This is a genomic window from Thermoplasmata archaeon, assembly GCA_035532555.1.
Lineage (GTDB): Archaea > Thermoplasmatota > Thermoplasmata > Lutacidiplasmatales > UBA184 > Lutacidiplasma.
Map to the genome: position 1 here is coordinate 62,818 of DATKQS010000009.1, position 24,199 is coordinate 87,016.

22 protein-coding genes and 1 tRNA gene are annotated in these 24,199 nt (G+C 67.0%); 8 read left to right on the forward strand and 15 right to left on the reverse strand.

Translation table 11 applies throughout. From position 1 onward, the window contains the following. Positions 1–72: 72 nt before the first annotated feature. The 4 genes from VMV28_02195 to VMV28_02210 all read right to left on the reverse strand — a co-directional run bounded on the left by VMV28_02195 (position 73) and on the right by VMV28_02210 (position 3,226). Complete coding sequence (locus VMV28_02195) at positions 73–1,113, reverse strand: S-adenosylmethionine:tRNA ribosyltransferase-isomerase (GenBank protein ID HUZ79420.1); 1,041 nt, start codon at positions 1,111–1,113, stop codon at positions 73–75. Further along, positions 1,110–1,841 (reverse strand): SDR family NAD(P)-dependent oxidoreductase, encoded by a 732-nt coding sequence (locus VMV28_02200; GenBank protein ID HUZ79421.1) that lies wholly within the window; start codon positions 1,839–1,841, stop codon positions 1,110–1,112. Before VMV28_02200 ends, VMV28_02195 begins: the two co-directional genes overlap by 4 nt. Then, the gene (locus tag VMV28_02205) at positions 1,838–2,500 is read right to left on the reverse strand and encodes a winged helix-turn-helix transcriptional regulator (GenBank protein ID HUZ79422.1); all 663 of its coding nucleotides are present in this window, start codon (positions 2,498–2,500) and stop codon (positions 1,838–1,840) included. The genes VMV28_02200 and VMV28_02205 overlap by 4 nt, the downstream gene beginning before the upstream one ends. A gap of 234 nt (positions 2,501–2,734) precedes the next feature. Further along, positions 2,735–3,226, reverse strand: coding sequence for a helix-turn-helix domain-containing protein (locus tag VMV28_02210; GenBank protein ID HUZ79423.1), 492 nt, complete (start codon positions 3,224–3,226; stop codon positions 2,735–2,737). A gap of 160 nt (positions 3,227–3,386) precedes the next feature. On the opposite strand from VMV28_02210, the gene VMV28_02215 reads away from it, so the two are divergent. Then, positions 3,387–3,977, forward strand: a complete 591-nt coding sequence (locus tag VMV28_02215; GenBank protein ID HUZ79424.1) for a hypothetical protein — start codon at positions 3,387–3,389, stop codon at positions 3,975–3,977. On the opposite strand, the gene VMV28_02220 is transcribed toward VMV28_02215, so the two are convergent. From VMV28_02220 to VMV28_02235, 4 genes are all read right to left on the reverse strand, one after another. Then, entirely contained in the window at positions 3,974–5,224 is a 1,251-nt protein-coding gene (locus tag VMV28_02220; GenBank protein HUZ79425.1) for an MFS transporter, read from the reverse strand. The two genes, VMV28_02215 and VMV28_02220, sit on opposite strands and share 4 nt — an antisense overlap. An 8-nt stretch (positions 5,225–5,232) precedes the next feature. Then, entirely contained in the window at positions 5,233–6,555 is a 1,323-nt protein-coding gene (locus tag VMV28_02225; protein HUZ79426.1) for a DUF4147 domain-containing protein, read from the reverse strand. 87 nt (positions 6,556–6,642) lie between these two features. Beyond that, positions 6,643–7,812: an FAD-binding oxidoreductase gene (locus VMV28_02230; protein ID HUZ79427.1), complete on the reverse strand. Its 1,170-nt coding sequence runs from the start codon at positions 7,810–7,812 to the stop codon at positions 6,643–6,645. Then, complete coding sequence (locus tag VMV28_02235) at positions 7,809–9,461, reverse strand: FAD-dependent oxidoreductase (protein HUZ79428.1); 1,653 nt, start codon at positions 9,459–9,461, stop codon at positions 7,809–7,811. Before VMV28_02235 ends, VMV28_02230 begins: the two co-directional genes overlap by 4 nt. 149 nt (positions 9,462–9,610) lie before the next feature. Here VMV28_02235 and VMV28_02240 point away from each other — a divergent pair, with 149 nt between their 5' ends. After that, positions 9,611–10,678: a PhoU domain-containing protein gene (locus tag VMV28_02240; GenBank protein ID HUZ79429.1), complete on the forward strand. Its 1,068-nt coding sequence runs from the start codon at positions 9,611–9,613 to the stop codon at positions 10,676–10,678. Between the two features lie 50 nt (positions 10,679–10,728). Here the strand turns inward: VMV28_02240 and VMV28_02245 are convergent, their stop codons facing one another. From VMV28_02245 to VMV28_02255, 3 genes are all read right to left on the reverse strand, one after another. Beyond that, a complete protein-coding gene (locus VMV28_02245; protein ID HUZ79430.1) occupies positions 10,729–11,886 on the reverse strand; it encodes an iron-containing alcohol dehydrogenase in 1,158 nt (385 codons plus the stop codon). A gap of 577 nt (positions 11,887–12,463) precedes the next feature. Further along, on the reverse strand, positions 12,464–13,522 hold the full coding sequence (locus VMV28_02250; protein ID HUZ79431.1) for a response regulator: 1,059 nt from the start codon (positions 13,520–13,522) through the stop codon (positions 12,464–12,466). 321 nt (positions 13,523–13,843) lie between these two features. Next, positions 13,844–14,008, reverse strand: coding sequence for a hypothetical protein (locus VMV28_02255; GenBank protein HUZ79432.1), 165 nt, complete (start codon positions 14,006–14,008; stop codon positions 13,844–13,846). An 88-nt stretch (positions 14,009–14,096) separates the two neighbouring features. Between VMV28_02255 and VMV28_02260 the strand changes: the two genes are divergently transcribed. Continuing rightward, positions 14,097–14,297, forward strand: coding sequence for a hypothetical protein (locus tag VMV28_02260; protein HUZ79433.1), 201 nt, complete (start codon positions 14,097–14,099; stop codon positions 14,295–14,297). Between the two features lie 564 nt (positions 14,298–14,861). Next, complete coding sequence (locus VMV28_02265; protein ID HUZ79434.1) at positions 14,862–16,253, forward strand: ice-binding family protein; 1,392 nt, start codon at positions 14,862–14,864, stop codon at positions 16,251–16,253. A 208-nt stretch (positions 16,254–16,461) separates the two neighbouring features. Here the strand turns inward: VMV28_02265 and VMV28_02270 are convergent. The 3 genes from VMV28_02270 to VMV28_02280 form a co-directional block, all read right to left on the reverse strand. Continuing rightward, positions 16,462–16,546: transfer RNA gene (locus VMV28_02270), tRNA-Leu, on the reverse strand. 57 nt (positions 16,547–16,603) lie between these two features. Further along, positions 16,604–17,458 (reverse strand): 3-hydroxy-5-phosphonooxypentane-2,4-dione thiolase, encoded by an 855-nt coding sequence (gene lsrF / locus VMV28_02275; protein ID HUZ79435.1) that lies wholly within the window; start codon positions 17,456–17,458, stop codon positions 16,604–16,606. A 65-nt stretch (positions 17,459–17,523) separates the two neighbouring features. Further along, positions 17,524–18,015, reverse strand: a complete 492-nt coding sequence (locus tag VMV28_02280) for an Lrp/AsnC family transcriptional regulator (protein HUZ79436.1) — start codon at positions 18,013–18,015, stop codon at positions 17,524–17,526. 178 nt (positions 18,016–18,193) lie between these two features. On the opposite strand from VMV28_02280, the gene glnA reads away from it, so the two are divergent. The 4 genes from glnA (at position 18,194) to VMV28_02300 (ending at position 23,177) form a co-directional block, all read left to right on the forward strand. Beyond that, positions 18,194–19,600 (forward strand): type I glutamate--ammonia ligase, encoded by a 1,407-nt coding sequence (gene glnA / locus VMV28_02285; GenBank protein ID HUZ79437.1) that lies wholly within the window; start codon positions 18,194–18,196, stop codon positions 19,598–19,600. Positions 19,601–19,683: 83 nt separating this feature from the next. Next, positions 19,684–21,234 (forward strand): amidohydrolase, encoded by a 1,551-nt coding sequence (locus VMV28_02290; GenBank protein HUZ79438.1) that lies wholly within the window; start codon positions 19,684–19,686, stop codon positions 21,232–21,234. A gap of 54 nt (positions 21,235–21,288) precedes the next feature. Continuing rightward, entirely contained in the window at positions 21,289–21,939 is a 651-nt protein-coding gene (locus VMV28_02295) for a hypothetical protein (GenBank protein HUZ79439.1), read from the forward strand. Between the two features lie 32 nt (positions 21,940–21,971). Then, entirely contained in the window at positions 21,972–23,177 is a 1,206-nt protein-coding gene (locus VMV28_02300; GenBank protein HUZ79440.1) for a saccharopine dehydrogenase C-terminal domain-containing protein, read from the forward strand. 42 nt (positions 23,178–23,219) lie between these two features. Here VMV28_02300 and VMV28_02305 read toward each other — a convergent pair whose 3' ends face one another. Next, positions 23,220–24,119, reverse strand: a complete 900-nt coding sequence (locus VMV28_02305) for a dihydrodipicolinate synthase family protein (GenBank protein HUZ79441.1) — start codon at positions 24,117–24,119, stop codon at positions 23,220–23,222. Positions 24,120–24,199 lie beyond the last annotated feature (80 nt).

Sequence of the window (24,199 nt, forward strand, 5' to 3'; positions counted from 1 at the left end):
AAAGTGGCGCACGCGCCCGGAGGGGTCGATCGTGCGGTCCTGTAGAACGGTGAACGATGGTCCGACTCCCGGCTAGTGCGCGTAGGGAAGAATGAGGTGGCTGTCCCCGAACTCGTGCCAGAGATAGCCGGAGTCGATGGCGACCCGGTAGGCGCGATGCATCTCCGCGGTGCCCGCGACGGCGCAGAGGAGCGCAAGATGGCTCGATCGAGAATCGTGGAAGCCCGTGAGCAGCCCATCGAACGCGCGAGGTGGACGGCCGGGGTGGACGAAGAGTCGCGTAAAGCCGGCCGCCGCTACAATCCGCTCGCCGTTCCAGGCGGATTCGAGGGCCCGAACCACGGTGGTGCCGACCGCCACGACGCGGCCGCCTCGCTGCCGACATCGCGCGAAGGCGGTTGCGGTCGCGGGAGGAACCTCGAACGGTTCGGGGTACAACGGGGCCGACGCGAGGGTCGGTCCATCCACCTCGAGGCTGGATACCCCGGTGTGCAGCACGATCGGAGCGTGCTCGATACCATGCTCGCGCAGGGCTGCCAGAAGGGAGAAGGAGAACGGTCGACCGGCGCTCGGCATCTCAGCGCTTCCCGGAGAGCGCGCAAACACCGTCTGGTACCGCTCCAGGGGATAGTCCCGATCGAGGTAGCCGTAGCGGATCGGCCGACCCTGCTCATGCATGGTCGGCTCGAGAGCTTCGTCGAAGGTGAGGAAGAGCAGTCGTGGGATCCCGGGGAACGGCGCGACCACGCGGGTCTCGACCCCCGCGACCCTCAGCCTCGCGCCCGGGCGTAATGGGAGGGGGCCCGGACGGGAGGCCGACCAGCGCGGTTCGGCGAGCCAGAGCTGCGGGCCGTACCGGGTGCTCAGGTGAACGACGAACTCGCCGAACTCGGCCACCGCCGGCAGCGCCGCCGGCACGGTCGCGCTTTCGTTGATGACCAGAAGGTCTCCTGAGGCGAGCAACGAGGGGAGGTCGCGGAACCGGTAGTGCTCCTCGGCTCCTCCCCGGCTCAGCAACAGGCGCACGTCGTCCCGAGCGAGGCCGCGTTCCTCGGGCGGTCGCGTCGCCTCGAGATCCTTCGGTCGATCGAAGGTGATCTCCGAGACGTTCATCGCACAACCTCCCAGCGTTCGGCCTGGGCTTGGAAGCGGTGTCCGGACACCTGGGTGGGATCCTGATGCAGGAGCCACGCCCAGAACGGAAGGGTGACGTCCGGGAGAGGCCGGTCGGAGATGTCCCGGCCGGCGTACGCGGCCTGGTGCATCGTCGTTCGCATATCCCCTGGGTCGACACTGACGATCGCGATCCCGCGCTCGCGTAGCTCGTTCGCGAGGGTTCGGCTGACGAGATCGAGAGCGGCCTTGCTCGCCCCATAGCCGCCCCAGCCGGGGTAGCCGCCGAGCGCGGCATCGCTGGAGATGTTGATCACCCAGCCTCGGGCAGATTCGAGAAGGGGTAGAAGTTCCTGGACGAGCCCCACGGGCGCGACCACATTGATCGAGTACACCCGCTCGAGCTGGTCCAGCGGGTACTCCGCTAGGTGCGGCAGAGGGGACGGCCCGAGCTCGCTCGCATTGTTGACCAGCACATCGATGCGACCGCGCTGGGTCGCAACGTTACGCAGGCGAGCACGGTGGAGCGGATCGGCGACATCGCCCGGAAGTGCGACGACCTCGACCCCGAGCTCCCGGACGGAGGCGGCCGTTCGCTCGAGGTCCTCTCGTCCGCGGGCGGTGAGGATCAGTTCGTAGCGTTCTCCGGCAAGGAACCGCGCGATGGTCTCGCCGAGGCCGCGGCTCGCCCCGGTCACGAGGGCGACCTTGCGTGCCGCGTTCGTCATCGGTCCGCCGATGCATCCCGGATCCAGAAGCGGCAGACCGGATCGCCCGCAACGACCCGGTGAGAGACCTCGATGCGCGCGTGCAGCAACGACTCGAACATTCGGCGCTCGGTGTCGCAGGCTTCGGGATACTCCTGCGTGACGGTGAGGATCGGACAGTTGTGCTCGCGCATCTCGATCGCATCCCGACGTCGCGCGCCGAGCTCGGCCATGTAGCCGCCTTCGGTGCGGATCCGAGCGAGTTCGGAGACGCGCGCCCGCAGATCTCCGGACGCGAGGCGCGCGCGGTTCAGGTCGGCCACCTCGCGCGCGCGCTCCTGCAGGAGCTCTACGACCGCCGGGCGGCCGAGCCGTCGCTCGATGAAGGCGAGCGCGCAGCGCGACATCTCTCCGTAGCCCTGCGGGAAGAGTCCGTCGGAACCTTCCGCGAGCCGAAAGCAGACGGCCGGTCGTCCGACCGAGCCGCGCCGGTAGCTACGCTCGATCCAGCGCTCGGTCTCGAGTTCCTGCAGGTGGCCGAGCGCGGCGGCCTTCGAGATATCCGATGCGCGCGCGATCTCTGCGAGCGATGCGTCCGGCGTGCGCTTGAGGTAGAGGAGGATCTCCCGTTTCGCGGAGGAGAATCCGCGAGCTTCTCGGACCGGCGCGGGAGCGGACATGGAGGAAGCATCGGCCTGGTCGTTTATACACTGTTTTATTAACAAAACAAACGAACGCGCACCCCGCGCGCAAGGGTTTGAACGACCCCCTCGCACGCTCGAGACGCGGTGCCGTCTCCTGGGAGCGATGTTGAGGGGGTCGTTCGGGGTGGTTGCACTACCTCCAGGAGGTTCCGGGGTATTTCAAGCGGGAACGAAGGGGGAGCGCAACGCTTCCCCGAGAGACCGTTTCGTCTATCGGGTCCGGTGGCCTTCGGTGTCGGCGAGCACGATCCGCGGGAGCTCGCCCTGGATCGCGGGCGTCCGACGTGGATTCGTTCCCGGCCGGGTCGCCGGTGTCGCACGAGGCACGAGCCAGCGTTCCCCCCAGGCCCGCAGTTCGCGAGCGACCGGGGCCAAGCCCATTCCCATCTCCGTCAGGGAGTACGTCACCGAGAACGGTCGCGTGCTGATCACATGGCGCTGCACGACGCCTTGGTTCTCGAGATACTTCAGGGTCGCGCTGAGGGTCTTCGCGTTGAGGCGGGCGTTGGACTTGAGGATCTCGCTGAACCGCTGAGGTCCCTCGAGCAAGCGGTGGATGATCGCGAGGCGCCACTCGGTCCCGATCACTCCGACCGAGGCCAGCACCGGGCACAGATTGCGCCCCCGCATCGCCGCGGAGTCGCAGGAGGCGTCGGCCGGAGCTTCGGAGCGCGTGGTTCGACGGGAACGATCGGCTTGCATGGAGGTCACTAGAATATCGAGCGCCGGACCGTTCTTATAGTTACCGTATGGAATTAGCTGGCCTCAGGTAATCGAGTGGACGAACGGCACCCATGGGCACCGTCCACCGGCCGGCCTCTCCCGCGCGTACGTTTTGTCCGCGCGCTCCCCTCCGAAGGAGATGGCGCTCAAGCGGAGGGAGATCGAGCTCTCCGTCGAGCAACCGCTGGGTCCCCCCGCCGATGGGACCGTGCGGCTCAGCGTGCGCTTCGAGGTCGGCCCGCAAGAGACCACCACCGATCCCGAGGACCTGGCGACCGCGCTCGCCCATCTTCGAGAGGAGCTCTCCGAACTCGTAGGCTCCCCGGCCGCGGCAACCCACGAGGATCGCGATCTGGCCGAGCTTGTCGAGACGTATCGCCCCCGACAACCGGAGCTCCTCGAGCTCTTGCGTGGAGAGGGCGATCTCTCGCCTCGAGAGTATGAGCTGCTGAAGGCGCACCTCGCAACGGCGCCTCCGAGACCTGCGGCCGCTCCGGCCGCCCGCTCGCGACCGGCGGGTCCGGCGGTCCCGGCGATCCCCGCGACCCCCGTGGGACCCGCGACGCCACGGGACGTACCCGATCTCTTGCGAGAGTACCATATCGAATCGTTGCGGCAAGCCGGAGCCGTGCGGGCCCGGCGCCAGATTTCCTTCGAGGAGTACATGGCCCTCAAGCGCCACTTCGAAGAGGCGCCGGCCGTTGCGCCGAAGCCCGGGCCGACGACCTAGAATCGCAAGCGTCGGATCACGGGCAGCGCCAGCAACCCGGCGGCCCCGACGAGGACCATGAACACGCCGATCGTCGCGCCGACCCACGCGAGGGGCACCGCCGCGATCAGGAACCCGATCACGATCGCTCCTACCGCACGCGAGCTTCCGCGGAAGACGTAGGAATTGGTGATGGTCCGCGCGACGAGCTCGCGCGGGGCCGTCGCTTGAAGGTAGACAAGCCAGGTGGCGAAGAAGATCCCGTCGACCGCGCCCACGGCGAACCAGCCGAACGCGCTTGCGAGCAACTGCGGCGCGGCATAGATCGCGCCGACGAGCAAGAGGCCCTCGGCCACCGGCCCGATCCCGAGCACGATCCCGAGCCACCGACGAGGGTTCGTCTGCCCCAACGCGAGGACCCCGAGCCCACCTCCGATCGCGAAGGCAGTGAACATCACGCCGTAGGCGGCGGCCGGCACCGCGAACCGCTCGCTCGCCAGGACGGGCAAGAGAATCGCCGGCGCCGCCGTGAAGAACGACTGGAAGGCGGAGTACACCGAGAGTTGGAGGAGCGTGCGATGGGGCCCTCCGAAGAGGTATCGCCACCCGGCCCGGAACTCGGTCCCCACCGAACGGATCGCACGGACGACGCGAGGGACGTCCACACCGAGCGCCGAGATCCCCGCCGCGACGTTGAGGGCGGCATACAGGAACGCAGCGTAGGATGGGCCAACGAGGAGGAGCAGGGCCGACCCGGCCGCGTACCCCGCGATCTGGCCGCCGCCAGCTCCGGCGTTCATGACCCCGCTCGCACGGAAGAGCGTCGGGGCGTCGACGAGCTCGGGAGGTACGGCGTTGGAGGCGGTCCAGGTGAAGTCCCAGACGCTCGAGATGAGCACGACAAGCCCGAGGAGGAGCGGGATCGTCAGGACCCCGGCTTCGGCGGCGAACCCGAGAGCCGCCGCTCCAGCCGCCTGCAGCGGGTAGCCGACGATCAGCACGAGCCGGAGATTGTGGACGCGATCGATGTACGGGCCGACGAGGAAGGCGAGGGCGTAGACCCCGAACTCGATGCCGACGACGGCTCCGACGACCGTGACCTGGTGGGTGGTCGTGTAGGCGAGCCACGGGATCGCGACCGCGTATACGGCGTATCCCGCCTCGCCGAAGACGTAGGAGAGGAAGAACGCGAGGAAGCTCCGATCGGCGAATAGGCGGCCGTACGAGGTCGGAGGGTCGCGGGGGACCGCCGAGGTCGCTTCCGTCATCCCGAGCTCTAGGCTGTCGATGGCTTACCGAGAAGCGCGATCGCGAGACAGCCGACGTCCGTGACCCCGGACTGCATGGGGATCGCTCGTGCGCGGCCGACGGGGACCTTGGCCTGTGGATCGGTCGGCCGTCCGATCACGGCTCCGGGCGGATACGCCTCGTCCCCGATCGTCCCGGCCGTCCGCAGGAGAGCGATGCTCATCTCCGGTCGCCGCATCCTCTCCTGCGCTCGGTGGAGAAAGCGAGCGAGAGCCGGGCCCTCGTCGGCCCCTTCGGGAAGTCCGAGCGTCGTCATCGCGAACGCGCCGATCCCCTGGCTGTGATCGAGCTCGAGATCGGCCTCCCGCGCGACGATGGCCTCGAATCGCTCTAGGAACCGGTCGGCGGCGAGCTCGGGAGGGCCCTCGATCTGGAGCATCGCGAGACGGCTGCGCCACTTCTTGTCGAAGATGACGTCCCCGGCAGCGCGAAGCGCATCGTTCGGTCCCGCGACGCGCACGGGGCGATGTCGCGGAGGCTCTCCGGACTGCGCCGGGCCGCCTCCGGGTGCGAGCTCCGCGATCGTGGCCGACGGCAGGGCCCTCTGCAGGTCGAGACGCCGGAGTACCGAGCGCGCCTCCTCGCGTTCGCGCGGAGCGATGGGGTGGGCCGGTCCCCCTCCGAGCAGCGTGGCCCCATCCCCGTGATCGACGATGAACGTTGCGACGTCGGCCTTCTGGACCGCCGCCCCGAGGCGGCCTCCGACGGGACCGCGGGCGAGGACCCGCGCCAGCAGACCGACCTCTCGCCCGCTCGCTCCCCGCTCGTGCGCGTTCGTCAGAAATCGGCCGAACTCCTCGCCGGACATGCCCGGAGGTGGGAGCGCGAGCGCCGCGATCGTCCCGGGCGAGAGGAGCAGGAGGAGCAACTGATGCTCGCCTAGGCTCTCGGCAACCTCGAGCGCTCCACGGGCCGCTTCCTCCGCGCGGGGCGTGCCCGGGCTTCCGAGGGGGAGAGAGATGTGCAGGAACGGAACTTCGGGAGGGATGGGGGTGGGACCGACGGTGAAACCCATCGTGAGGCGGTCGTGGAGGGAATCGAGCGCTGCGATCGCCATCGATCCAGCCGCCGAGCCACAGGCGATGAACGCGATGTCCCGGTAGTACCCGAGGGGAACGAACCGGTTCCCAACCCGCATCGTGTCCCCTTCGATCTGGAGGGCGTCGCGCACGCCGTGGTAGGCGTCGGCCGCCTTCACCGCGGCTTCGTAGGCGAGTGCGGGCAAGGGATCGGGGCCTTTGGGAAGCGGAATCCCATGCGGGAACGGGTCCCAGGGGAACTGACCGATCACACTCGCGCGATGAAGTTCTGACTAAAAGGGTCTCGACCCCGACGAAGGATGTCGCGAGAGGCCCTTCGATGCTCGGAGAAGGCCGGTTTACCCGAGCTGGAGCCGTTCGGTGGGAAGCTCGCGGCCGGATTCGGAGAAGCGCTGGGGGCCGAACAGGTGGGGATCGAGGTCGGAGGGTTCTCCCAGGACGGCGCGGGCGACGCGCTGGGCAGAGGCCGGGGCGAGCATGAACCCGTGCCCCCCGAACCCGTTCGCGTGCACGAATCCGGGAAGGCGCGCATCCGTGCCGATCACGGGGAACCCATCCGGGGTATCGTCGTAGTACCCCGACCATGCGCGGAGGACTCGGAGCGATCGAAACTGCGGGAAGAGTCCGACGAGGCCTCGGGACATCCGCGCAAGGAAGTCAAGCGAGCTCCCCATCCCGGGCCGGGTCGCTAGGGTAGCGGAGGGCGCGATACCTCCGACGATCTCCCCGCGCATCGTTTGGCTGAAGTAGAGTCCGTCCGAGACCCGAACGACCATGGGGTCCAAGAACGGTTTCAACGGTTCGGTAGCGAGGATCTCGTGCCGTGTGGCCACGTTGGGGACATCGAGGCCAGCGCGGCGTGAGAGCTCCCCGGACCAGCCACCGGCGGCGTTGACGCAGTGCTCGGTCGCGATGCGACCGAGGGACGTCTCCACGGCCGCCACACGCCCCCCGAGAGCGTGGATTCCCGTGACTTCGGCCCCCAGGACGACCTCGACGCCAAGAGCGCGGACGGCCTCGTACAGACCCCACAGCGCCGGGAATGGGTACAGGATTCCGTCCGTGCGCAGGTACGTCCCGCCAATGGTCGCATCGGGACGGATACCGGGCACCAGCCGGAGTACCTCCGCGGCGTCGAGGACCCGGGAGACGAGCCCCTCGCCGCGCACGACGGCGTTGACCCGGCGAAGGCGGGCGAGTTGGCCCTCATCCTCGGCCACGAAGACGTAGCCCGATTGCCGGAACCAGATGTTGTACCCGAACTCCCGCCCGAATCGGCGGTATGCGGCGACGGATTCGCGCGCGAGCCGGATCGTGGCCGGGGTCTCCCATTGCTGGCGGACACCGCCGCCGTTTCTTCCGGATGCCCCGCTCGACAGGAACCCTCGATCCAGTACGAGGATCGGTCCGGCACCGGCGTGGGCCAGATGGTACGCGGTGTAGAGCCCGATGATCCCGGCCCCAACGACGACCGTGTGGTAGGAGGATCGGGCCGGGGAGGTGATCACGGCGCCTCCTTCTCATCTGGGGGGCCGGCAAAGGACGCTAGCGCTCCCAAAGATGTCGGCAGGACCGGAGGGCGTTGGGTGATGTAGCCGACCTCGGACGGGCGGCGCTGTTCCAGGATGGAGAGAAGCAGGACGGCGTCGGGGAGGCAATACCGGCCCTGGCAGAGCCCGGTGCCGAGGCCCGTGTAGCGCTTGATCACCTCGATCCCACGATACCCACGCCGCTCGGCGTCCTCCACTTCGTGGAGGAGGACGTCCTCGCATGGACATGCGATCCACTTTCCGGAGCCCCGGGGTTGGCGAAGAAGCTCCCGATAGTATCCTTCGAGCTCCCCAGGGAGATCCATGGAGGGAGGATTGGACGAGGACGGCGCGGAGGAGTCCCGCTGCACGATCGACGTCGCGGCGAGTTGAGCGCACCTGACCGCGGCCGCGGGGTCGAACACCCCAGCCGCCTCGCCCACGGCATAGAGGCCGGGCACGGTCGTCTGCCCGGTTTCCGAAACGATCGGGAAGTAAGCCGCGGCGCGGGAGCGCCACTGCATCAGGGCCCCGGCCTGGAAGAACAGCTGTGGGTGGGGCACACGCCGGTGGGCGAGTATGATCGCATCCGCTCCGAGCCGGAAGGATGGCCCATCCGAGCGGGTCCGAAGCGTCAGCCCTCGAACCCGACGTCGACCGACCGTAGAGAGAACTAGACTCCGGGGGTAGAGGGGGACTCCCTGCTCCGAGGCGAGCCGGGTGAGATCGGGATTGACGTCTCCCGGAGCCGCGATGGCCGAGATCCGGCTGGGAAAGCGTGCGAGTACCTCCCGCGCGCGCTCGCCTCCACCGAAGACGACGGCGCGGTTGAACGGCGGAGGCCCGGGGGCCGAGAGAGCGAATGCCCCTTCCGCCGTGAGCACCCCGGGGCGATCGTTCCCCGAGAACAGCAGGGAGGCATCGTAGCCTCCCGTCGCGACGATGACCGAGCGCGCGCGAACCTCCACGCCCTGGCCCGAGTCGTTGGTTGCGGCGAGGGAGAACGGCTGGGCCGCGGCCGGATCGGGAGGGGGGAGGAATACTGCCGTCGTGCGGCCGAGCATCTCGGCACCCGACAGGGTCGACGCCCGGGCATCGCGATCGAGCACTACGACGGACCCGACGCCCGAGCGCAGGAGGGCGCCGGCCGCGGCGCTTCCGCTGACCCCTCCGCCCACCACCGCGACCTCCACGATCCTACGGATCGAAGCCGGAGGAGGCTGCTGCGTGGCCTCGGTAGGAGGGTCGTCATACCCGCTTAGGCGACGGACGACCCGTTGGTAGAGCGACGTGAACGCCGCGGGGCGCCGGAACCCCCGAAGGGTGTCGATGCCCCGCGGGAACACGACATCGACGATGCCGAGGAGATCGAAGGACGGAGAGGGCCAGGCGTTCGCCGTTGTCTTCATTCCCGGCAGGTCGAACCCCTCCCGGCAGGCCCGAACGTTGGTCCGTCCGTCCACGCGGACGAGGCAGTTCGTGCAGTAGCCGACCCCGCAAAACGGGGCGCGGGGCCGGTGGTAGCGAATCGAACGTTGCAACAGAGGAAGCAGGCCCTTCCGCGACGGCGATCCGACACGGGGAACGCTCGACGGCTCGGGCGAGGAGGCCGAGGGCATGCCCGACATATGGAACGGGCTCGGAACCCGCGCCCGGAGTATTTTAGGGTCCCGGCTCCGGAACCGACCGCGGCGGGTGCCGAATCGTCCTCCGGTGGACACGGACGACACCTGCCGAACGAGCCAACTATATAGACTCCTGATACACCGACGCCCCGATGCGCGCCACCGGAGGATTTCATGGCCGGAAGATCCAGAAGACCGGTGGCTCGACCTACATCATCTCGCTTCCGAAGAACTGGGTCACGAGCCGGGGGCTCCACGCCGGTGACGTCCTGACCTTCGCCCCCCACCCGGACGGCTCGCTGCAGATCCAACCGGAAGAGGGCAGCTCGATGGAGGTCCTGCGCCGGGTAGTCGCGATCTCGAACGACATGGACGAGGAGCACCTGCTCCGCCGGCTGATCGCGGAGTACATCGCGGGCTCGACCTTGCTCGAGATCCGCACGCCGACGCGGATGAGCGCTCGCACCCGCGACATCGTTCGAGGATTCGCTCAGCGCGTGATCGGCCCGGAGATCATCGAGGAGACTGCGGAGTCGGTGATCCTCCAGGACGTCGTGGGCCCGAATCCGCTTCCGCTCCCGTCCGTCATCCGCCGGATGCACCAGATGGCGCGCGCGATGCAGTCCGATGCGATGGCCGCCTTCCACTCCGCGGACGCGTCGATCGCGAAGGACGTGATCGAGCGGGATCGCGAGGTCGACCGGCTCCACTGGTTCATGGAGAAGCAGGTCAACTCCGCCCTGCGGGATGCCCGTGTCCTGACGAGCCTATCGGTCACGCTTCCGGACTGCTCGACGTACCTGCTCGCTTCGCGCCTGATGGAGCGAATCGCCGACCATGCCGTGCGCATCGCGGGAACGATCCCCCTGTTCCAGAAGGAGCGGCCGCCGGCCGCGATGGTCGGCGAGCTCGAGCGGATGTCCGAAGCCGCGGCGAAGGCTCTCACCGAGGCCCTCGAGAGCCTTGAGCACCGGGACATCGAGCGAGCGAATGCGGTCATCGACGCGGCCCACCGCCTGGTCCGCGAGCGGGCCCACCTATTGCAGGAGGTCTCGACCAAGCGCGGCCGGATGGCGGTCGGCCTTGCCTATGTCCTCGAGAGCCTGGAGCGCAGCGCGCTCTACGCCGGAGACCTCGCAGAGATCGCGATCAACCACGCCGTCGAAACACCCACCGCCACGGTCGAACGTTCGGTCGGCGCCCCCGTGCCCAAGGCGTAAAATGGGCCCCCGGGCGAGACCTACATAGCTAGGGCCCAATAGTCGGTCGCCTATGGTGGTCGCGGGCCGTCGGTGCCCGCGACCTGCTCCACCAAGCGGCGGAGCTCCTCCGCCGACGGAACGCGGGGGTTCGCGATGCATGTGGTCGAGTGCAGTGCCCGTTCTACGATCACCGCCCGCTGGGCCCGGATCGCGTCGAGGGGAACCCCTGCCGCAGCCAGGGTCCGCGGGATCTGAAGCTGCTCGCCGAGCGCGCGCAGTCTTTCGGAGAGCGTCGCGTGGCTCTGACCCACCGGTTCGGAGAGCACCGGCCCGAGCGCGAGGTATCGATCGCGTGCCGAGCCGAAGTTGAAATCGACGACGTACGGCAGGACGATGCCGAGGAGCCGACCGTAGCCGAGCCCCGTGTCGGGGAGCATTGCCCGCGTGAGCGCGTGGGCGAGGCCGAGTTGGGCGTTCGATGCAGCGAGCCCGGCGCGCGTAGCGGCATAGAACAGGGCCGTTCGGGCCTCCTCGTCGCGGGGGTGACGGGCGAGACGCGGCAGGGCCGTCAGGGCGGTCACGGCCGCATCGCGCGCCAGCGCGTCCGAGAACGGATTCGCCCACTCCGATGCGAGCGCCTCGAGTGCGTGGGCGACCACCTCCATGCCGGTGTCTACGGCGAGGGCCGGCGGCATCGATCGTCCGAAGGTCGGGTCGACCAGGGCCCAGTCCGGAGTGAGGTCCCGGTGGGAGAGTTCGATCGTGGAGCCGTCCTCCGCGAGAAGGTTGCTCGATCCCGTGGCCTCGCTGCCGCTCCCCCCCGTGGTCGGGATCGCGATGAGCCGGGGTCGCGCCGGCACGGCGAGCTCTGCGAGCGGGGTCAACGTGCGCACATCGAGATCGGGGCGGGCGCGCGTGGCGACGAGCGCCTTCGCGAGATCGATCAGGCTACCTCCGCCGACGGCGAGGAGGGTGTCGAACGATACGTTCTTGGATCGATCGATCAGGAGGGCGAGCGTGCGAAGGGTAGCCGCCGACGGGAGATCGTCCACGACGATCGACGGGGTCTCGCTGCGGGCGAGCTCTCGGATCACCCGACGGGCGGGATCCAACGCCGCGATCGCCGGATCGATGAGAACGAACGCGGACCGGATCCCGAGTCCGCTCAGCTGTTCGATGGCTCCGGGTCCCCACGCGACGCGCGGCGACGTGAAGAACCCGGACATTTCACTGTACGGTTCCGATCAGGGCGATCCGGCGGCGCACCGAGGACAGACTCCGGTGAGCGAGTAGGAGATACCATCCACGGACCAGCTGCGCGGCCGTCGTTCGACGAGAGAGGCTAGGCTCCCGAGATCCTCCGGAGTGAGGGTGAGATGACTGATGCGGCCGCACCGTCGACAGACGATGTGGGTATGGGCGGGCCCGGGGACGGACGTCGCCGACACGGGCGGCGGCGGCGCACGCGGCCGGCGAGCCGTAGAACGCCGACGCGCGGGGCGCGCGCGGCGGGTCCGCCGACGGGCTGCCATCGAGCCGTGGAATCTCCTCCGCGTATTTGATGACGTGGAGACTTCCGGTGGCGACGCCGGGCTCGCCTCGCGGTGCGTCGAGCCGCGCGGGTTCGCCCGTGCATCGCAATCGATGACCTCCGCTCGCCCCGGGAGAATCACCAGCGCCGCGATCACCCTTCGGAAGGAGTAAGGTCGAATCTAGCTCGAGGAGATCCCGTCGAGTGGTCCTACGTTTCACGGGAATTTCCGTCCGCTCCAGGTCAGGAGTGCGCGGAGATGGACGGCCCGATCAGCGTCGGGAAAATTTCGAAGGCTTCGAAATGAAAAGCCGGTTGCCGCTTCCCTTTCGTGAGTCGAGGTCGTCGATCGAGCCCAAGACCTCCAGCGCTCCCTTTCCACGGGCGGTGAGCCGGTATCGCTCTCGAGGCAGGTGGGCGACGAGCCCGCTCTCGGCCAGCTTACGAAGGTGGAAGGCAATCAACGAGGAGTCGTCGAGGTGAGCCGCCTCCATCGCTTGACCGAAGGTGCAGGGACCTTCTGCAAGGCGTCGCAGGACCAGTCGACGCAGAGGGTTCGATAGCGATTCGAGCGTCATGTGCACGTCCGCCGACGCGATTGCGGCTCGAACGGCCAGGGCGCCGGAGGCCGTGATCTTGTCCGGATCGTACCCGATGGCGAGCGGCCCCTTCCCCTGAACGGCCCGTCGCAGCTGCTCGAGGAGCTCGGCGATATCCTCTTCGCGATGACGTGCGAAGAGCGTCTCGATGGCGGCGAGCACCACCGCTGCCCTCTCCCTCGCGGAGGCGAAATCCTCGACCGCGCCACGAATGTGGGATGGATCTCCGGCATCGAGAGGAAGGTGGCTGACCGCAGGGGGTACTATCGGAGGAGGAGGCGGCGTGATGAGGAGAACTTCGTAGCCTCCGTCCTTGGCCAGGGCCTTGGCATACTCGACGGGATCGAGGGGTTTCCCGCCCATCCGTACGAGGGCGAGTTGCTGACCGATAAGGTCCAAGACCCGCTGGACCTGGTCGGCTCGAATGGGCTTTCGGATGTAATCGACAGCACCCAATTGGAGAGCCCGGACCGCGGTTTCGACGGTCGCGTTGGTGGCCAACATGACCACAATCACCCGAGGCCACCGCTCGCGCACCTCTGTAAGGAGCCGCATGCCGCCGCGCCGGCCCAGCTGGAGGTCCGTAAACATCGCATCAAACTCATCCCGTTCAAGGGCCGCGGTGGCATCCGAGGCAGAGGCGACGCCCGTCACGAAGTGGTTACCCTCCTTCAGCTGCGAGATGAGCTCGTCCCGGAATTCCGAATCCCTATCGACGATCAGCACTCGCATTGCTCGGAGAATCACCTCCCCTTCGCATTGTTCTACCGTACTCGGAAAACTAGAATCTACATAATCTATCTGCGCGGACGCACCGTTCGGTGAATCGCTGGTCGATACCTCCGACCCCATCGCAGTGGGGAGCCAGCGGCACGTTCGAGGATAGGTCGATACGACGATCCAAGATGGAGGATTCGCTCGCGAAGATATCGTCCCTGAGCTCGATAGGCGTCGCTGGGTCCGATACGACCGAGGAGTACTGGATCGCGAGTCTGCCGAGACGCGGGCGATCGCGTGGCTACGATCGCCCCTATTCTAGTTAGTCGGCGGCGCTCAATTTCCGATGGTGACTCGGTTGCCGGGCCCCAGTGCGTACCATAGGAGGATCGCCGCTATGACTAGAATGAGCAGCCCCAGCGGGCCGATCACGAACAGCAATACGAGCGCGATCAGAATGATCAACAGAGCGGCTCCGAAACTGATTCTATGGACGGACATACTTGCATCCACCCTCTGGCGAGGGATGACGCTTCGCTTGATTCGGATTGAGCGACCGCTTATGGATGGCACCCGCGATTAATGACCGATGACAGCGAAACCAACGAAACGCAGAGAGACGGTCTCTTTCCTGGAAGGGAAGAAGACGCCGCGACGAATCCGAGTGAAGTTCACCGCGCCGAAATCGGCCGGGGCTAAGCGCGTGTCGTTCCTCGAGGGCAAGAAGTCGCCCCGGAGGACCCGCGTGACGTTCAAGGCGAAGAGATCCGCGAAGGCGCGCAGTCACTAGCGACTCACGTACATCGATCCAGGAGGGAGGGACGCGCGTGCCCTCCCCCACCCTCTGAGAAGAGGGAGGGGCGATTGGGACGGTCCTACCGGGCCGGGTCCGCGGCTCCCGCGCAGGGAGTCCGTCTAGAAGCGCTCGGTTTCCCTCCTCATCGCGCTGTCGGATCTTTCGGGACGTCCCATTGCCCGAGGTCCGCACGGACGGCACGACCGCGATCGGGTTGAGGCGTTGGTGCCCTCACTTCACGTAGTGCGGTTCGTGAACCGGTCGCCGCGGGGAAGACGGTTCATTGAGGTGATGTCACGGTGCCGCCCGATGTATGGCCATCCCACTAGCGCGTTGCCCTGAGGTGCTCGGCTCACTCTTCTCCGCTGGATCGCGACCTCCCTCGGTGACGAGGCGCGCTTTCGAGCAGGCCCGCCACCGGGGCCATGAGGTCGCATCGGTGGCTTGATTTGAATCAAGGGGGGAGCTATCTCATGATCGAGGGATCGAAGGACCGGTCTCAGGACTGCAGGGAATGTCAACATGAAGATCGTATCGAAGCGAGCAGCGACCGTAGCCATGAGCGTACTCGTCGTCACCGGACTGCTGTTTGCAGCATTCGTCGTGATGACTCCGCCCACATCTCCAAGGACCGCGACCTCCGACTCCGCTTCTCCAACGGGCGCTCGCATCGGAGAAGCTAGCGTTCATCTTGCTGCCACCTGCGGCCAGGTTCCGGTTCCGCTCGCCTCCGCTGCGTCCTACGCCGTTCTTGCGAGCAGCACCGTTACGAGTACGGGGGCGACCGCAATCACGGGAGATCTCGGGCTCTCCCCCGGCACTTCGGTGACGGGCTTTCCTCCCGGGACGATCACCGGCCTCAAGAACGTGACAACCCCCTCCGCGGCAGGAGCAAAGGCGAACCTCACCGTCGCCTACAACAATGCCTCGGCGCGATCGAACTGTCCGGTAACCGTCGCCGGCAACATCGGCGGGCAGACGCTGACCCCAGGCCTCTACAAGTCGACGTCCTCTCTCGCAATTTCTTCTGGGGACCTTACCTTGAGCGCTGCCGGTAATCCCAACGGAGTGTTCATCTTCCAGGTGGCATCGGCACTCACCACGACCTCCGGTCGCGCCGTTATCTTGGCGGGCGGTGCTCAGGCCGCGAACGTATTCTGGGTAATCGGAAGCTCGGCCACCCTCGGCACCACGTCGGTCATGAAGGGGACGGTCATGGCGTACGACTCCATTTCGATGTTGACGGGCTCCGTCCTCGACGGGCGAGCGCTGGCGGATACCGGCGAGGTGTCCCTCGCAGGAAGCACCATCGTAGTACCGACCCCCACCTCCCAATCGACGTACCCGGTGACCTTTACGGAGAGCGGGCTGCCCACGGGGACCGCCTGGTCGGTCACTCTGGCCGGAGCCCCGGTGAGCTCCACGTCCCCAACCATCAAGTTCAGTGTAGTGAGCGGAACGTACGCGTACACTACGGCCGTAGCTGGGTACATCGCGACCCCGTCGTCCGGGAGCCTTACGGTGAACGGAGCGGCGGTGGATCAATCGATCGTCTGCACGACCGCCGCCACGGGGACCTTCAACCTTACATTCACGGAGTCCGGGTTGCCCGCGGGGACAGGCTGGTCAATTGCGTTGAACGGAGTGACAACGAGCTCCGTCGCGACGACGATCGGGTTTACCGAGGCGAGCGGAACCTACAGCTACGCGGTGGGTTATCTGTCGAACTACACCTCCAGCCCGGCTTCGGGCAGCGTGACGATAAACGGTGCGGCAACCAGTGTGACGATCGCGTTCTCCTCCACCGGAGGTAACGGCACCACGTCACCCGGCGGCGGATCCCCCGGAATCTCCTCCGGGGAGTGGGCGCTTCTCGCGATTGTCGCGGTTGCGGCCGTGGTCGCAGCTGTCACCGTTGCCGTGGTCTTGCACCGGCGGAAGAGTCCCTAAGGGCCTCACCCGCACGAAGGTGTCGCCTGCCCGAGCGTCGGGAACGCACCGCTGATATCCGCGTCGACCGCTCTCGCCTAAGGGCGGCCGATCACCTCGATGCGCTCGGTGAAGCACCGCTTCAGGGAGTCCCGTGCGGTGGAGGGCAGATCGTCTCGCGCGAGAACTCTCGGAGAGTCCTATACAACCCGCGCGCGCGGCCGAGAGGTGCGGGGAGAGGGATTTGAACCCACGAACTCCTACGAGACCAGACCCTGAATCTGGCGCCTTTGACCAAGCTGGGCGATCCCCGCGGCGTGGGGAGTGGTGTACCGCTTATGAGAATTCCCGAGCCCGGACCCGCGCACGTGTTACGCGACGGTGGCGCGCGAAGGCCGTGCTTTCTCCTGGGTCAGAATGTCCATCGCCTCGCCGACCGTGGCATGCTCATGGACGATCGATCGCAGCGCCTTGAGCATCGCAACGGGATAGTCGGATTGCCATATGTTCCGGCCCATGTCGATTCCCTTCGCGCCGAGCGCGATCGCGTGGTGGGCTAGCTCTAGAGCGGCCTGGTCGCTGTCCAGCCTCGGTCCGCCGGCCACGACGATCGGGACGGGACATCCCTCGACGACCTTCTCGAAGTCATCGCAGTAGTACGTCTTGACCATGTGCGCCCCGAGCTCGGCGGAAACGCGGCAAGCGAGCGCGAGATAGCGCGCATCCCGTTTTTCCAGCTCCTTCCCTACCGCCGTAATCGCAAGCACGGGCATCCCCGCTTCCTCCCCTTGGTCGACCAGCTCGGAGAGGTGAACGAGCGAGGAATGTTCGTGGGGGGAGCCGACGAACACGGAGAGTGCTACGGCACTGACGTTGAGGCGGACCGCATCCTCCATCGAGACCGTGATGTCCTCATCCGAAAGATCCTCCTGAAGGACGGTCACGCCCCCGCTCACCCGAAGGACGATCGGGGTCCGGGTCGAAGGTGGGACGCAGGTGCGCAGGATCCCGCGGGTCAGCGCGAGCGCATCGGCGTGGGGGAGGAGCGGTGCGATCGTCGCGCGCGGGTCCTCCAAACGTCGCGTCGGGCCCATGAAGTATCCGTGGTCGACCGCGAGCATGACCGAGTTCTGGCTCCCGGGGGAGAACATCCGGGCCATCCGATTCGCAAGACCCCAGTCCATGGCGACCTCGCTCTCCGATGGGCCGAGGGCCCTCATAGCCATTGCCCCGGACGCTCCGCGACCGGGCGACCGCTCCCCGCCGGCGAGAAAAGCGGGGCTCGTGGGTACTAGGCGGAATCCGCCCGATCCGCCGGGCGCAGGGACACCGGCACCCGTCGGTCCTCCTTGACCCGGTTGAGGACCACCTGGGTGTTGGTCCGCTCGATGTGGGGGTCTTGGAGAGCGTGTTTGACGAACCGGTCGAGATCCCTCCGATCCCGGAACCGACCGATGACGAGCGCGTCGAACTCTCCCGTGAGATCGTAGATCGCGTAGGCGCGGGGGTTGCGCGCGAGTCGCTCCTCGACCTCCCGGAGCTTCCCTTTCGAGATCCGGATGCCGATCGTGGCCCAGAGGTCCCAACCGAGCTGCTCGTCGTCCAGGATCGGAACGTACCCACGGATGATCCCGCTGGCCTCCAAGCGCGCGATCCGGGTGCTCACGGTTGTGGGGGAGACATCCAGATGGTGGGCGATCGTTCGGTGACTGCGGCGCGCATCTACATTGAGGTCTTCCAAGATGGCTCGATCGAGCTCGTCCACGCTGGATGTACGCACCATGTATAGAGTACAATTCAGGTGAAATTAACAATTTTCGTCGGGGAGTAGGACAAACGTCCAATATTATTGGCCATGCCTTGATGTAGCCGGGGACCCTCGTCTTCGCCGGGGGCTCGAAAATTTGCCACCGCAGACAGGTGCCGGAACCACGCCGGACGGAGCGAAGGTACTACGGGATCTGAAGGAGGCCAAGGTCCGCTGGATCGAGCTGTGCTACACGGACGTGCTGGGGGGATTCAACCAAGTTGACGTCCCGCTGGATACCCTGGACGCCGAGTCGTTCGTTTCCGGAGTACCCAAGCTCGACGGCTCCTCCGTGCGCGGATTCCGCGAGATTTACGAATCCGACATGCTGCTCGTGCCCGATCCGCGGACCGTGGCCATCATCCCATGGCACCCGGACGCCGGCGGGATCGCGCGGTTCATCTGCGACGTGCGCCTGGGTACGATGAGCGAGCCGTACGCCCACGATCCTCGCGGGGTCGCGCGCAAGACCGAGAAGATCCTTGCGGACGCGGGCTACGATCAGTCGTTCTGGGGCCCGGAGATCGAGTTCTTTGTCTTCGATTCGATCGAGCTGATCCCCTCCGCCCAGGGTGTCCGGGATGCCTGGGGAGGTTCGGGATATCTCATCAACAGCGGTGAGACCTCCTGGCAGGAAGGGCCCACGCCCGCCCCGATACGATTCAAGGAAGGGTACCATCGCACCGCGCCGTACGACACCTTGATCGGGATCCGGGCCGAGGCGTCGAACATCCTCGCCGATAACTTCCACGTCAAGATGGACGCGCACCATCACGAGGTGGCCACGGCTGGGCAGAGCGAGCTCAACGTGCACTACGACGAGCTCGTCCCGATGGCCGATCATGTTCAGGATGTTCGGTACGTCCTCAAGAACGTCGCCCACCGGCACGGCAAGATCGCCTCGTTCATGCCGAAGCCGGTCTTCGGGGACAACGGCATTGGGATGCACGTCAACCAGTCCCTATGGACGAAGGGGACGAACACGTTCTTTGATGGCAACGACGCCTACGCCGAGGTCAGCCAGACCTGCCGGTACTACATCGGCGGGCTGCTCGAACACTCCCGGGCGTTGTGCGCGATTACCAACCCCACCACCAACTCCTACCGTCGCCTCGTCCCGGGCTACGAGGCCCCGGTGTTCATTGCCTGGAGCAAGGCAAACCGATCGGCGAACGTCCGGATCCCGTTCTATCATCGCGGGCGCCCCGCCGTGAAGCGAATCGAGTACCGCACGCCGGATTCCGCGGCCAACATCTATCTAACCGAGGCCGCCCTCGCACTCGCGGGTCTCGATGGGATTCGCCGGAAGATCGAGCCGCCGGCCCCGGTCGACCACGACATCTACAAGCTGACGCCCGCGAAGCGCAAGGAGCTCAGCATCCGAGAGCTGCCCGGATCGCTCGGAGAGGCCCTCGACTGCCTCGCGAGCGATCACGAGTTCCTGAAGCCCGCGTTCGCGGACTCGCTTCTCGAGGCGTACACCGACATCAAGCGCGAGGAGCAGCTGCAGCTGAACCTGAGGCCCCACCCGTACGAGTTCTATCGGTACATGGACGTCTGAGGCCGGCACGCGGGCGGTGTCCAACCTTTTCCTCCGCTCGACCCTTCCTGGGATACCCGACGGAAGGGGGAGAGGAGGGGCGCATGGTCGACGCACGTCGATGGATCGGAGGCCGCATCTTCACCGGGAGCGGATACGCCGAGGCGCTCCTGATCGAGGACGGCCGCGTGGTCGTCGCCGGTACCGAGGAAGAGGTTCGCCGCGCCAGCCCCACGGGGGTCGAGACGAATCAGCTCACGGGCCGCCTCGTGATTCCGGGACTCGTAGACTCTCACCTGCATCTCTCCGAGCTTGTTCGCCAACGGGAGGGAGTGGCCCTCGACGGGGCCCGCTCGATTGCCGAGGCGGGGGAGAGGATCGCCGACTGGTCGGTCCGGAACCCGCACGGCCCGATCTTCGGTCGCGGGTGGAACCAGGACGAACTCATCGACGGTCGGTGGCCGGATCGCCGGGACCTCGACCGGTCCGCTCCCGATCGACCGACCGTGCTCTACCGCATCTGCGGGCACGTGGTGTGGACCAACAGCCCGGCGCTCGCGCTCATGGGGATCGAGCGAGAAACGCCCGATCCTCCGGGTGGGGCCATCGGGCGCGACTCGCGCGGAGAGCCGAATGGGCTTCTCTACGAGAGTGCGCTGTCCCTGGCCGAGTCCATCGTCCAGAGCGCGCTCGTCGTGGACGCGTCGAGGTTCGAACCGACCGTGCGATCGGCCGTGCAGATGGGCCTGACCAGCGTCGCCTCGATGCGGGCCGATCTATCCGAGATCGAAGGATTGCGTACGCTGGCGCGTGCGGGTCGGCTTCCCCTCCAGGTGCGGCTGTATGTCGGGATGCGGTACCTCGACGCCGTGGAGCGCGCGGGAGCGATTGACGTATCGGTACCGTCCGGGTCCGTGCGGGTGATCGGGGTCAAGGCCTTCGCGGACGGGTCGTTCGGAGGGCGAACCGCGCTCCTCGATAGCCCCTATCTGGACGCCCCGGAGACCTCGGGTATCGCCGTCGCTTCCCCCGCCCAGCTCGCCGAGGTGGTCACGCGGGCTCGTTCCCGTGGGCTCGCTCCGGGAATCCACGCGATCGGTAACCGGGCGATCGATCGGGCGCTCGATGCGCTCGAGACGGATCGGTTTCCTTCCCCTCCCCCTCGCATCGAACATGCCTCGCTGACTCCGCCGTCGACGATGGATCGGATCGACCGAATCCGGCCAGCCCTGATCGTCCAGCCAGGGTTCCTGGCGAGCGATTACTGGCTCCAAGATCGCCTCGGGTCGGAACGGGTTCGATGGGCGTATGCCTTCCGGACCCTCCTCGAGAAGGGACACTTGCTCGCGGGCTCGAGCGACGCTCCCTTCGATTCGTTCAATCCGTGGGTCGGGATCCGCTGCGCGGTCCGACGGACCGACGACGCCGGACGTTCGGCGAACCCGATCCGCTCCGAGGGACTCGATCCGGAGATGGCCGTGGCCCTGTACACGGTGAACGGCGGTCGCGCGTTGGGAGACGAATCGATCGGGTCGCTGCGAGCGGGGGCACGCGCCGATCTGGTCGTGCTCAACGGCGGTAGCCTCGAGCGGATCCTGGATTGGTCCGTCACGCCCGTGGCCGAGACTTGGAGCGGCGGGGCGCGCGTCGCATGAGCGTGCGCGAGGGTCCCCGAAACGTCTAAACGTCCGCGGGGAGGAGGGCGAAACGTGGGCGCGCCTACCGTTCCCAAGTTCGTCGAGTTCTCTCCCACGATCAAGGTCGACCTGATCGTTTCCGACTGGAGAGCGGAGCTATTGCCCGAGTGGTCCAGCGAAGAGAAGGAACGGCGTCTATACGATCAGGCGTGGCAGGCGTACACCGCCGGTGATTACGGGTTCGGGCTATGGTGCTGGCACGAGTGCGACCGGCTCTCGAACGCGCTCTCCAACAACGTTCGAGAGGTAACGCGCGTGCTCGGCCCCGGCCGATACTTTGGTTTCTCTCAGAAGAAAGCGGTCGCCGAGGCCGTTCCGTTCGATCGGATCTACCGGCCGCGCAAGGGAGACATGAGCCGCCCCCGCCCCGATTCTTACGTGCTCGCGCACTACCAGCTCCTGTGCGTCTACGCGGTCCGCGCGCAGAGCGGGGATCCGAAGGCGAAGGCGCAACTCGAGATCGCGCTCGGGGATGTCGAGAACCAGCGTCGGGCCGACCCCTTCCTGAGGCACTTCGAAACATTCCAGTCGATCCTCGCCCGAGGAGACGCAGAGGCGGCCGGCGCGGCCGCCACCCCGGAGTCCCCGCCGATGACGCCACCTCCACCGAAAGTAGCGACCGGACCCCGATCCCCGGCCACCCTACGGCGCGCAGGAAAGTAGCTCCTCAACGCGTGAGGCAACACGAAGGTCCGATGCGCGCAGTGGTCCTTGGGGGAGGTGGCCTGACCGGCCGGTGCACCGTCCGTGACCTGGCCGCGGGTCACCAGTTCGACTCGATCGTCGTCGCCGATCTCGATGAGGAACTCGCCCGGGAAGCCGCGCGACGTGCCGGAGCCCCGCGGCGGGTCCGCGCCGAACGGGTCGACGTCCGCGACGCCGCGGCCCTCGCCCAGCTCCTGGAGGGCGCCTCGGTCTGCGTCAATGCGGTCCAGTACACGTTCAACCTCGCGGTCATGAACGCCTGCCTCACCGCGAGGGTCCCCTACCTCGACTTCGGCGGACTCTTCCACACCACTCGGAGACAACTGGCCCTGGATCCGAAGTTCCGCGAGGCCCAACTCCTGGCCATCCCCGGCCTTGGCCAGGTTCCGGGCATCTCGAACGTGCTCGCCATGGCGGCGTGCCGGGACCTGGAACGCGTCGAGTCGATCCTCATCCGCGATGGCTGGAAGGACTTCACCGAGAACGGGCCCGAGATCGCGTTCACGTGGTCGCCGAGCACCTTCCTCGATGAAATGATCCAGCCGGCCCTGATCTTCGACAACGGGGAGTACCGGGAACAGCTTGCGATGAGCGGGGCCGAGGAGTACGACTTCCCATCTCCGGTGGGTCGCACCCGCGTGTATCGGACCTTGCACTCGGAGGCCGCCACGCTCCCCGAGAGCTTGCGAGCGAAAGGGCTGCGCCATTGCGAATGGAAGGAAGGGGGTCCCGGGATCGATCTCATGCGAACGATGGCTCTGCTCGGGCTCGGATCCGACCGGCCGGTTCAGGTCGGGGATCGGTCGGTCGTGCCCCGCGAATTCCTCGCCGCTTTGCTGAAGCGAGAGGGCCTGCTCGGGTCCCCGCCCGGAGTGACGATCGAGGATTGGGAGGTCTGCGACATCGAGGTACACGGCACGCTCAGCGGCCGGCCGGCCGAACGTCACGCGGTCGCACGTTTCCCGCCTCGACCGGATTGGCAGCTCAGCGCTACGGAGTACGCGGTCGGAGTCGCCGGCTCGATCGGCGCGGAGATGATCGCGCGCGGAGAGATCACGGGCGTCGGCGTGCTTCCGCCCGAAGTGTGCGTCCCCGCGCCTCGGTTCCGGCACGAGCTCGCGCGACGGGGGATCGAGACGACGATCTCTCCCCCCGAGCGGGAGCTCGCCCCCCTGGACCTCGTCCGCCAACGCTAGAACTACCTCAGGGTGGGGTCCCCCCTCTGCCGAGGAGCACTCTCAGCTCGAAGAGGCGTTCGGGCGATTCGAGAGCGTCGCCTGGATCAGTCGACGGGTCCGGTCCAGCTCCTCCGCGTGGAGCTCGAGTCGCGGAGGGCGCACCCGAGAACTTCCCATCCCCACCTCTTGCTGAACGAGCTTGATCAACTGGACGAACTTCGGATTCGCATCCAGACGGAGCAGCGGCAAGAACCAGCGGTATCGCGCGAGCGCATCGACTTGCCGTCCGGCGCGCGACGCTTCGAACAGTTCGACCGATTCTCGAGGGAGCGCGTTGGCAAGCCCGGCCACCCACCCGGACGCCCCGGCGGCCATCCCCTCCAAGATCTGGTCATCGATCCCGACGAATCGAGCGACGTGGGAACCCAGCCGAAACCCGAGATCGGTGATGCGTCGAACGTCTCCGCTCGACTCCTTGACGGCCACGAGATTGGGGTTGTCGCGCGCCAGTGCCTCGACATCGTCGGGTACCACGTCGGTGCCGTAGGCGATCGGGTTGTTGTACAACATGCACGGGAGCCGCGTTGCACGGAACACCTGAGAGAAGTGGGCGCGCACCTCCCGGGCGTCCCCGTGGTAGACGTACGGCGGGAGCACCATGAGTCCGCTCGCGCCCCACTCCTCAGCCGCACGCGCGAGTCGAGCCGCGTCCGCAGTGGAGTAGGCCGAGATCCCGACGAGCACCGGCATGCGGCCGGCGGTGCGCACCGCGCTCTCGACGATCCGCATCTTCTCCTCCGCGGTGAGCGCGGGAGCCTCTCCGAGTGAGCCGAGCACGACCACACCCGCGCACCCGGAATCGAGCAGCCATCGAACGTGCCGCTCGAGAAAAGGCAGATCGACCTCCAACGACGGATCGAACGGGGTCGTGAGGGCCGGCCAGACACCACTCCACGTCATCGACGCGCTTCTCCTCCCGGGTTCGCCCACGCACCGGGGCCGGCCAGATGGAGGTTTCGGCCCTCGAGGCGTTCGAATCC

Coding starts and splice junctions, on each gene's coding strand:
- VMV28_02300 (HUZ79440.1), top strand. CDS start 21,972: ATGCGCGCAGTGGTCCTTGGGGGAGGTGGCCTGACCGGCCGGTGCACC.
- VMV28_02265 (HUZ79434.1), top strand. CDS start 14,862: ATGAGCGTACTCGTCGTCACCGGACTGCTGTTTGCAGCATTCGTCGTG.
- VMV28_02235 (HUZ79428.1), bottom strand. CDS start 9,461: ATGTCGGGCATGCCCTCGGCCTCCTCGCCCGAGCCGTCGAGCGTTCCC.
- VMV28_02255 (HUZ79432.1), bottom strand. CDS start 14,008: ATGTCCGTCCATAGAATCAGTTTCGGAGCCGCTCTGTTGATCATTCTG.
- lsrF (HUZ79435.1), bottom strand. CDS start 17,458: ATGGCTATGAGGGCCCTCGGCCCATCGGAGAGCGAGGTCGCCATGGAC.
- VMV28_02205 (HUZ79422.1), bottom strand. CDS start 2,500: ATGTCCGCTCCCGCGCCGGTCCGAGAAGCTCGCGGATTCTCCTCCGCG.
- VMV28_02245 (HUZ79430.1), bottom strand. CDS start 11,886: ATGTCCGGGTTCTTCACGTCGCCGCGCGTCGCGTGGGGACCCGGAGCC.
- VMV28_02280 (HUZ79436.1), bottom strand. CDS start 18,015: ATGGTGCGTACATCCAGCGTGGACGAGCTCGATCGAGCCATCTTGGAA.
- VMV28_02200 (HUZ79421.1), bottom strand. CDS start 1,841: ATGACGAACGCGGCACGCAAGGTCGCCCTCGTGACCGGGGCGAGCCGC.
- VMV28_02215 (HUZ79424.1), top strand. CDS start 3,387: ATGGCGCTCAAGCGGAGGGAGATCGAGCTCTCCGTCGAGCAACCGCTG.
- VMV28_02290 (HUZ79438.1), top strand. CDS start 19,684: ATGGTCGACGCACGTCGATGGATCGGAGGCCGCATCTTCACCGGGAGC.
- VMV28_02250 (HUZ79431.1), bottom strand. CDS start 13,522: ATGCGAGTGCTGATCGTCGATAGGGATTCGGAATTCCGGGACGAGCTC.
- VMV28_02210 (HUZ79423.1), bottom strand. CDS start 3,226: ATGCAAGCCGATCGTTCCCGTCGAACCACGCGCTCCGAAGCTCCGGCC.
- VMV28_02260 (HUZ79433.1), top strand. CDS start 14,097: ATGACAGCGAAACCAACGAAACGCAGAGAGACGGTCTCTTTCCTGGAA.
- VMV28_02220 (HUZ79425.1), bottom strand. CDS start 5,224: ATGACGGAAGCGACCTCGGCGGTCCCCCGCGACCCTCCGACCTCGTAC.
- VMV28_02240 (HUZ79429.1), top strand. CDS start 9,611: ATGCGCGCCACCGGAGGATTTCATGGCCGGAAGATCCAGAAGACCGGT.
- VMV28_02195 (HUZ79420.1), bottom strand. CDS start 1,113: ATGAACGTCTCGGAGATCACCTTCGATCGACCGAAGGATCTCGAGGCG.
- VMV28_02305 (HUZ79441.1), bottom strand. CDS start 24,119: ATGACGTGGAGTGGTGTCTGGCCGGCCCTCACGACCCCGTTCGATCCG.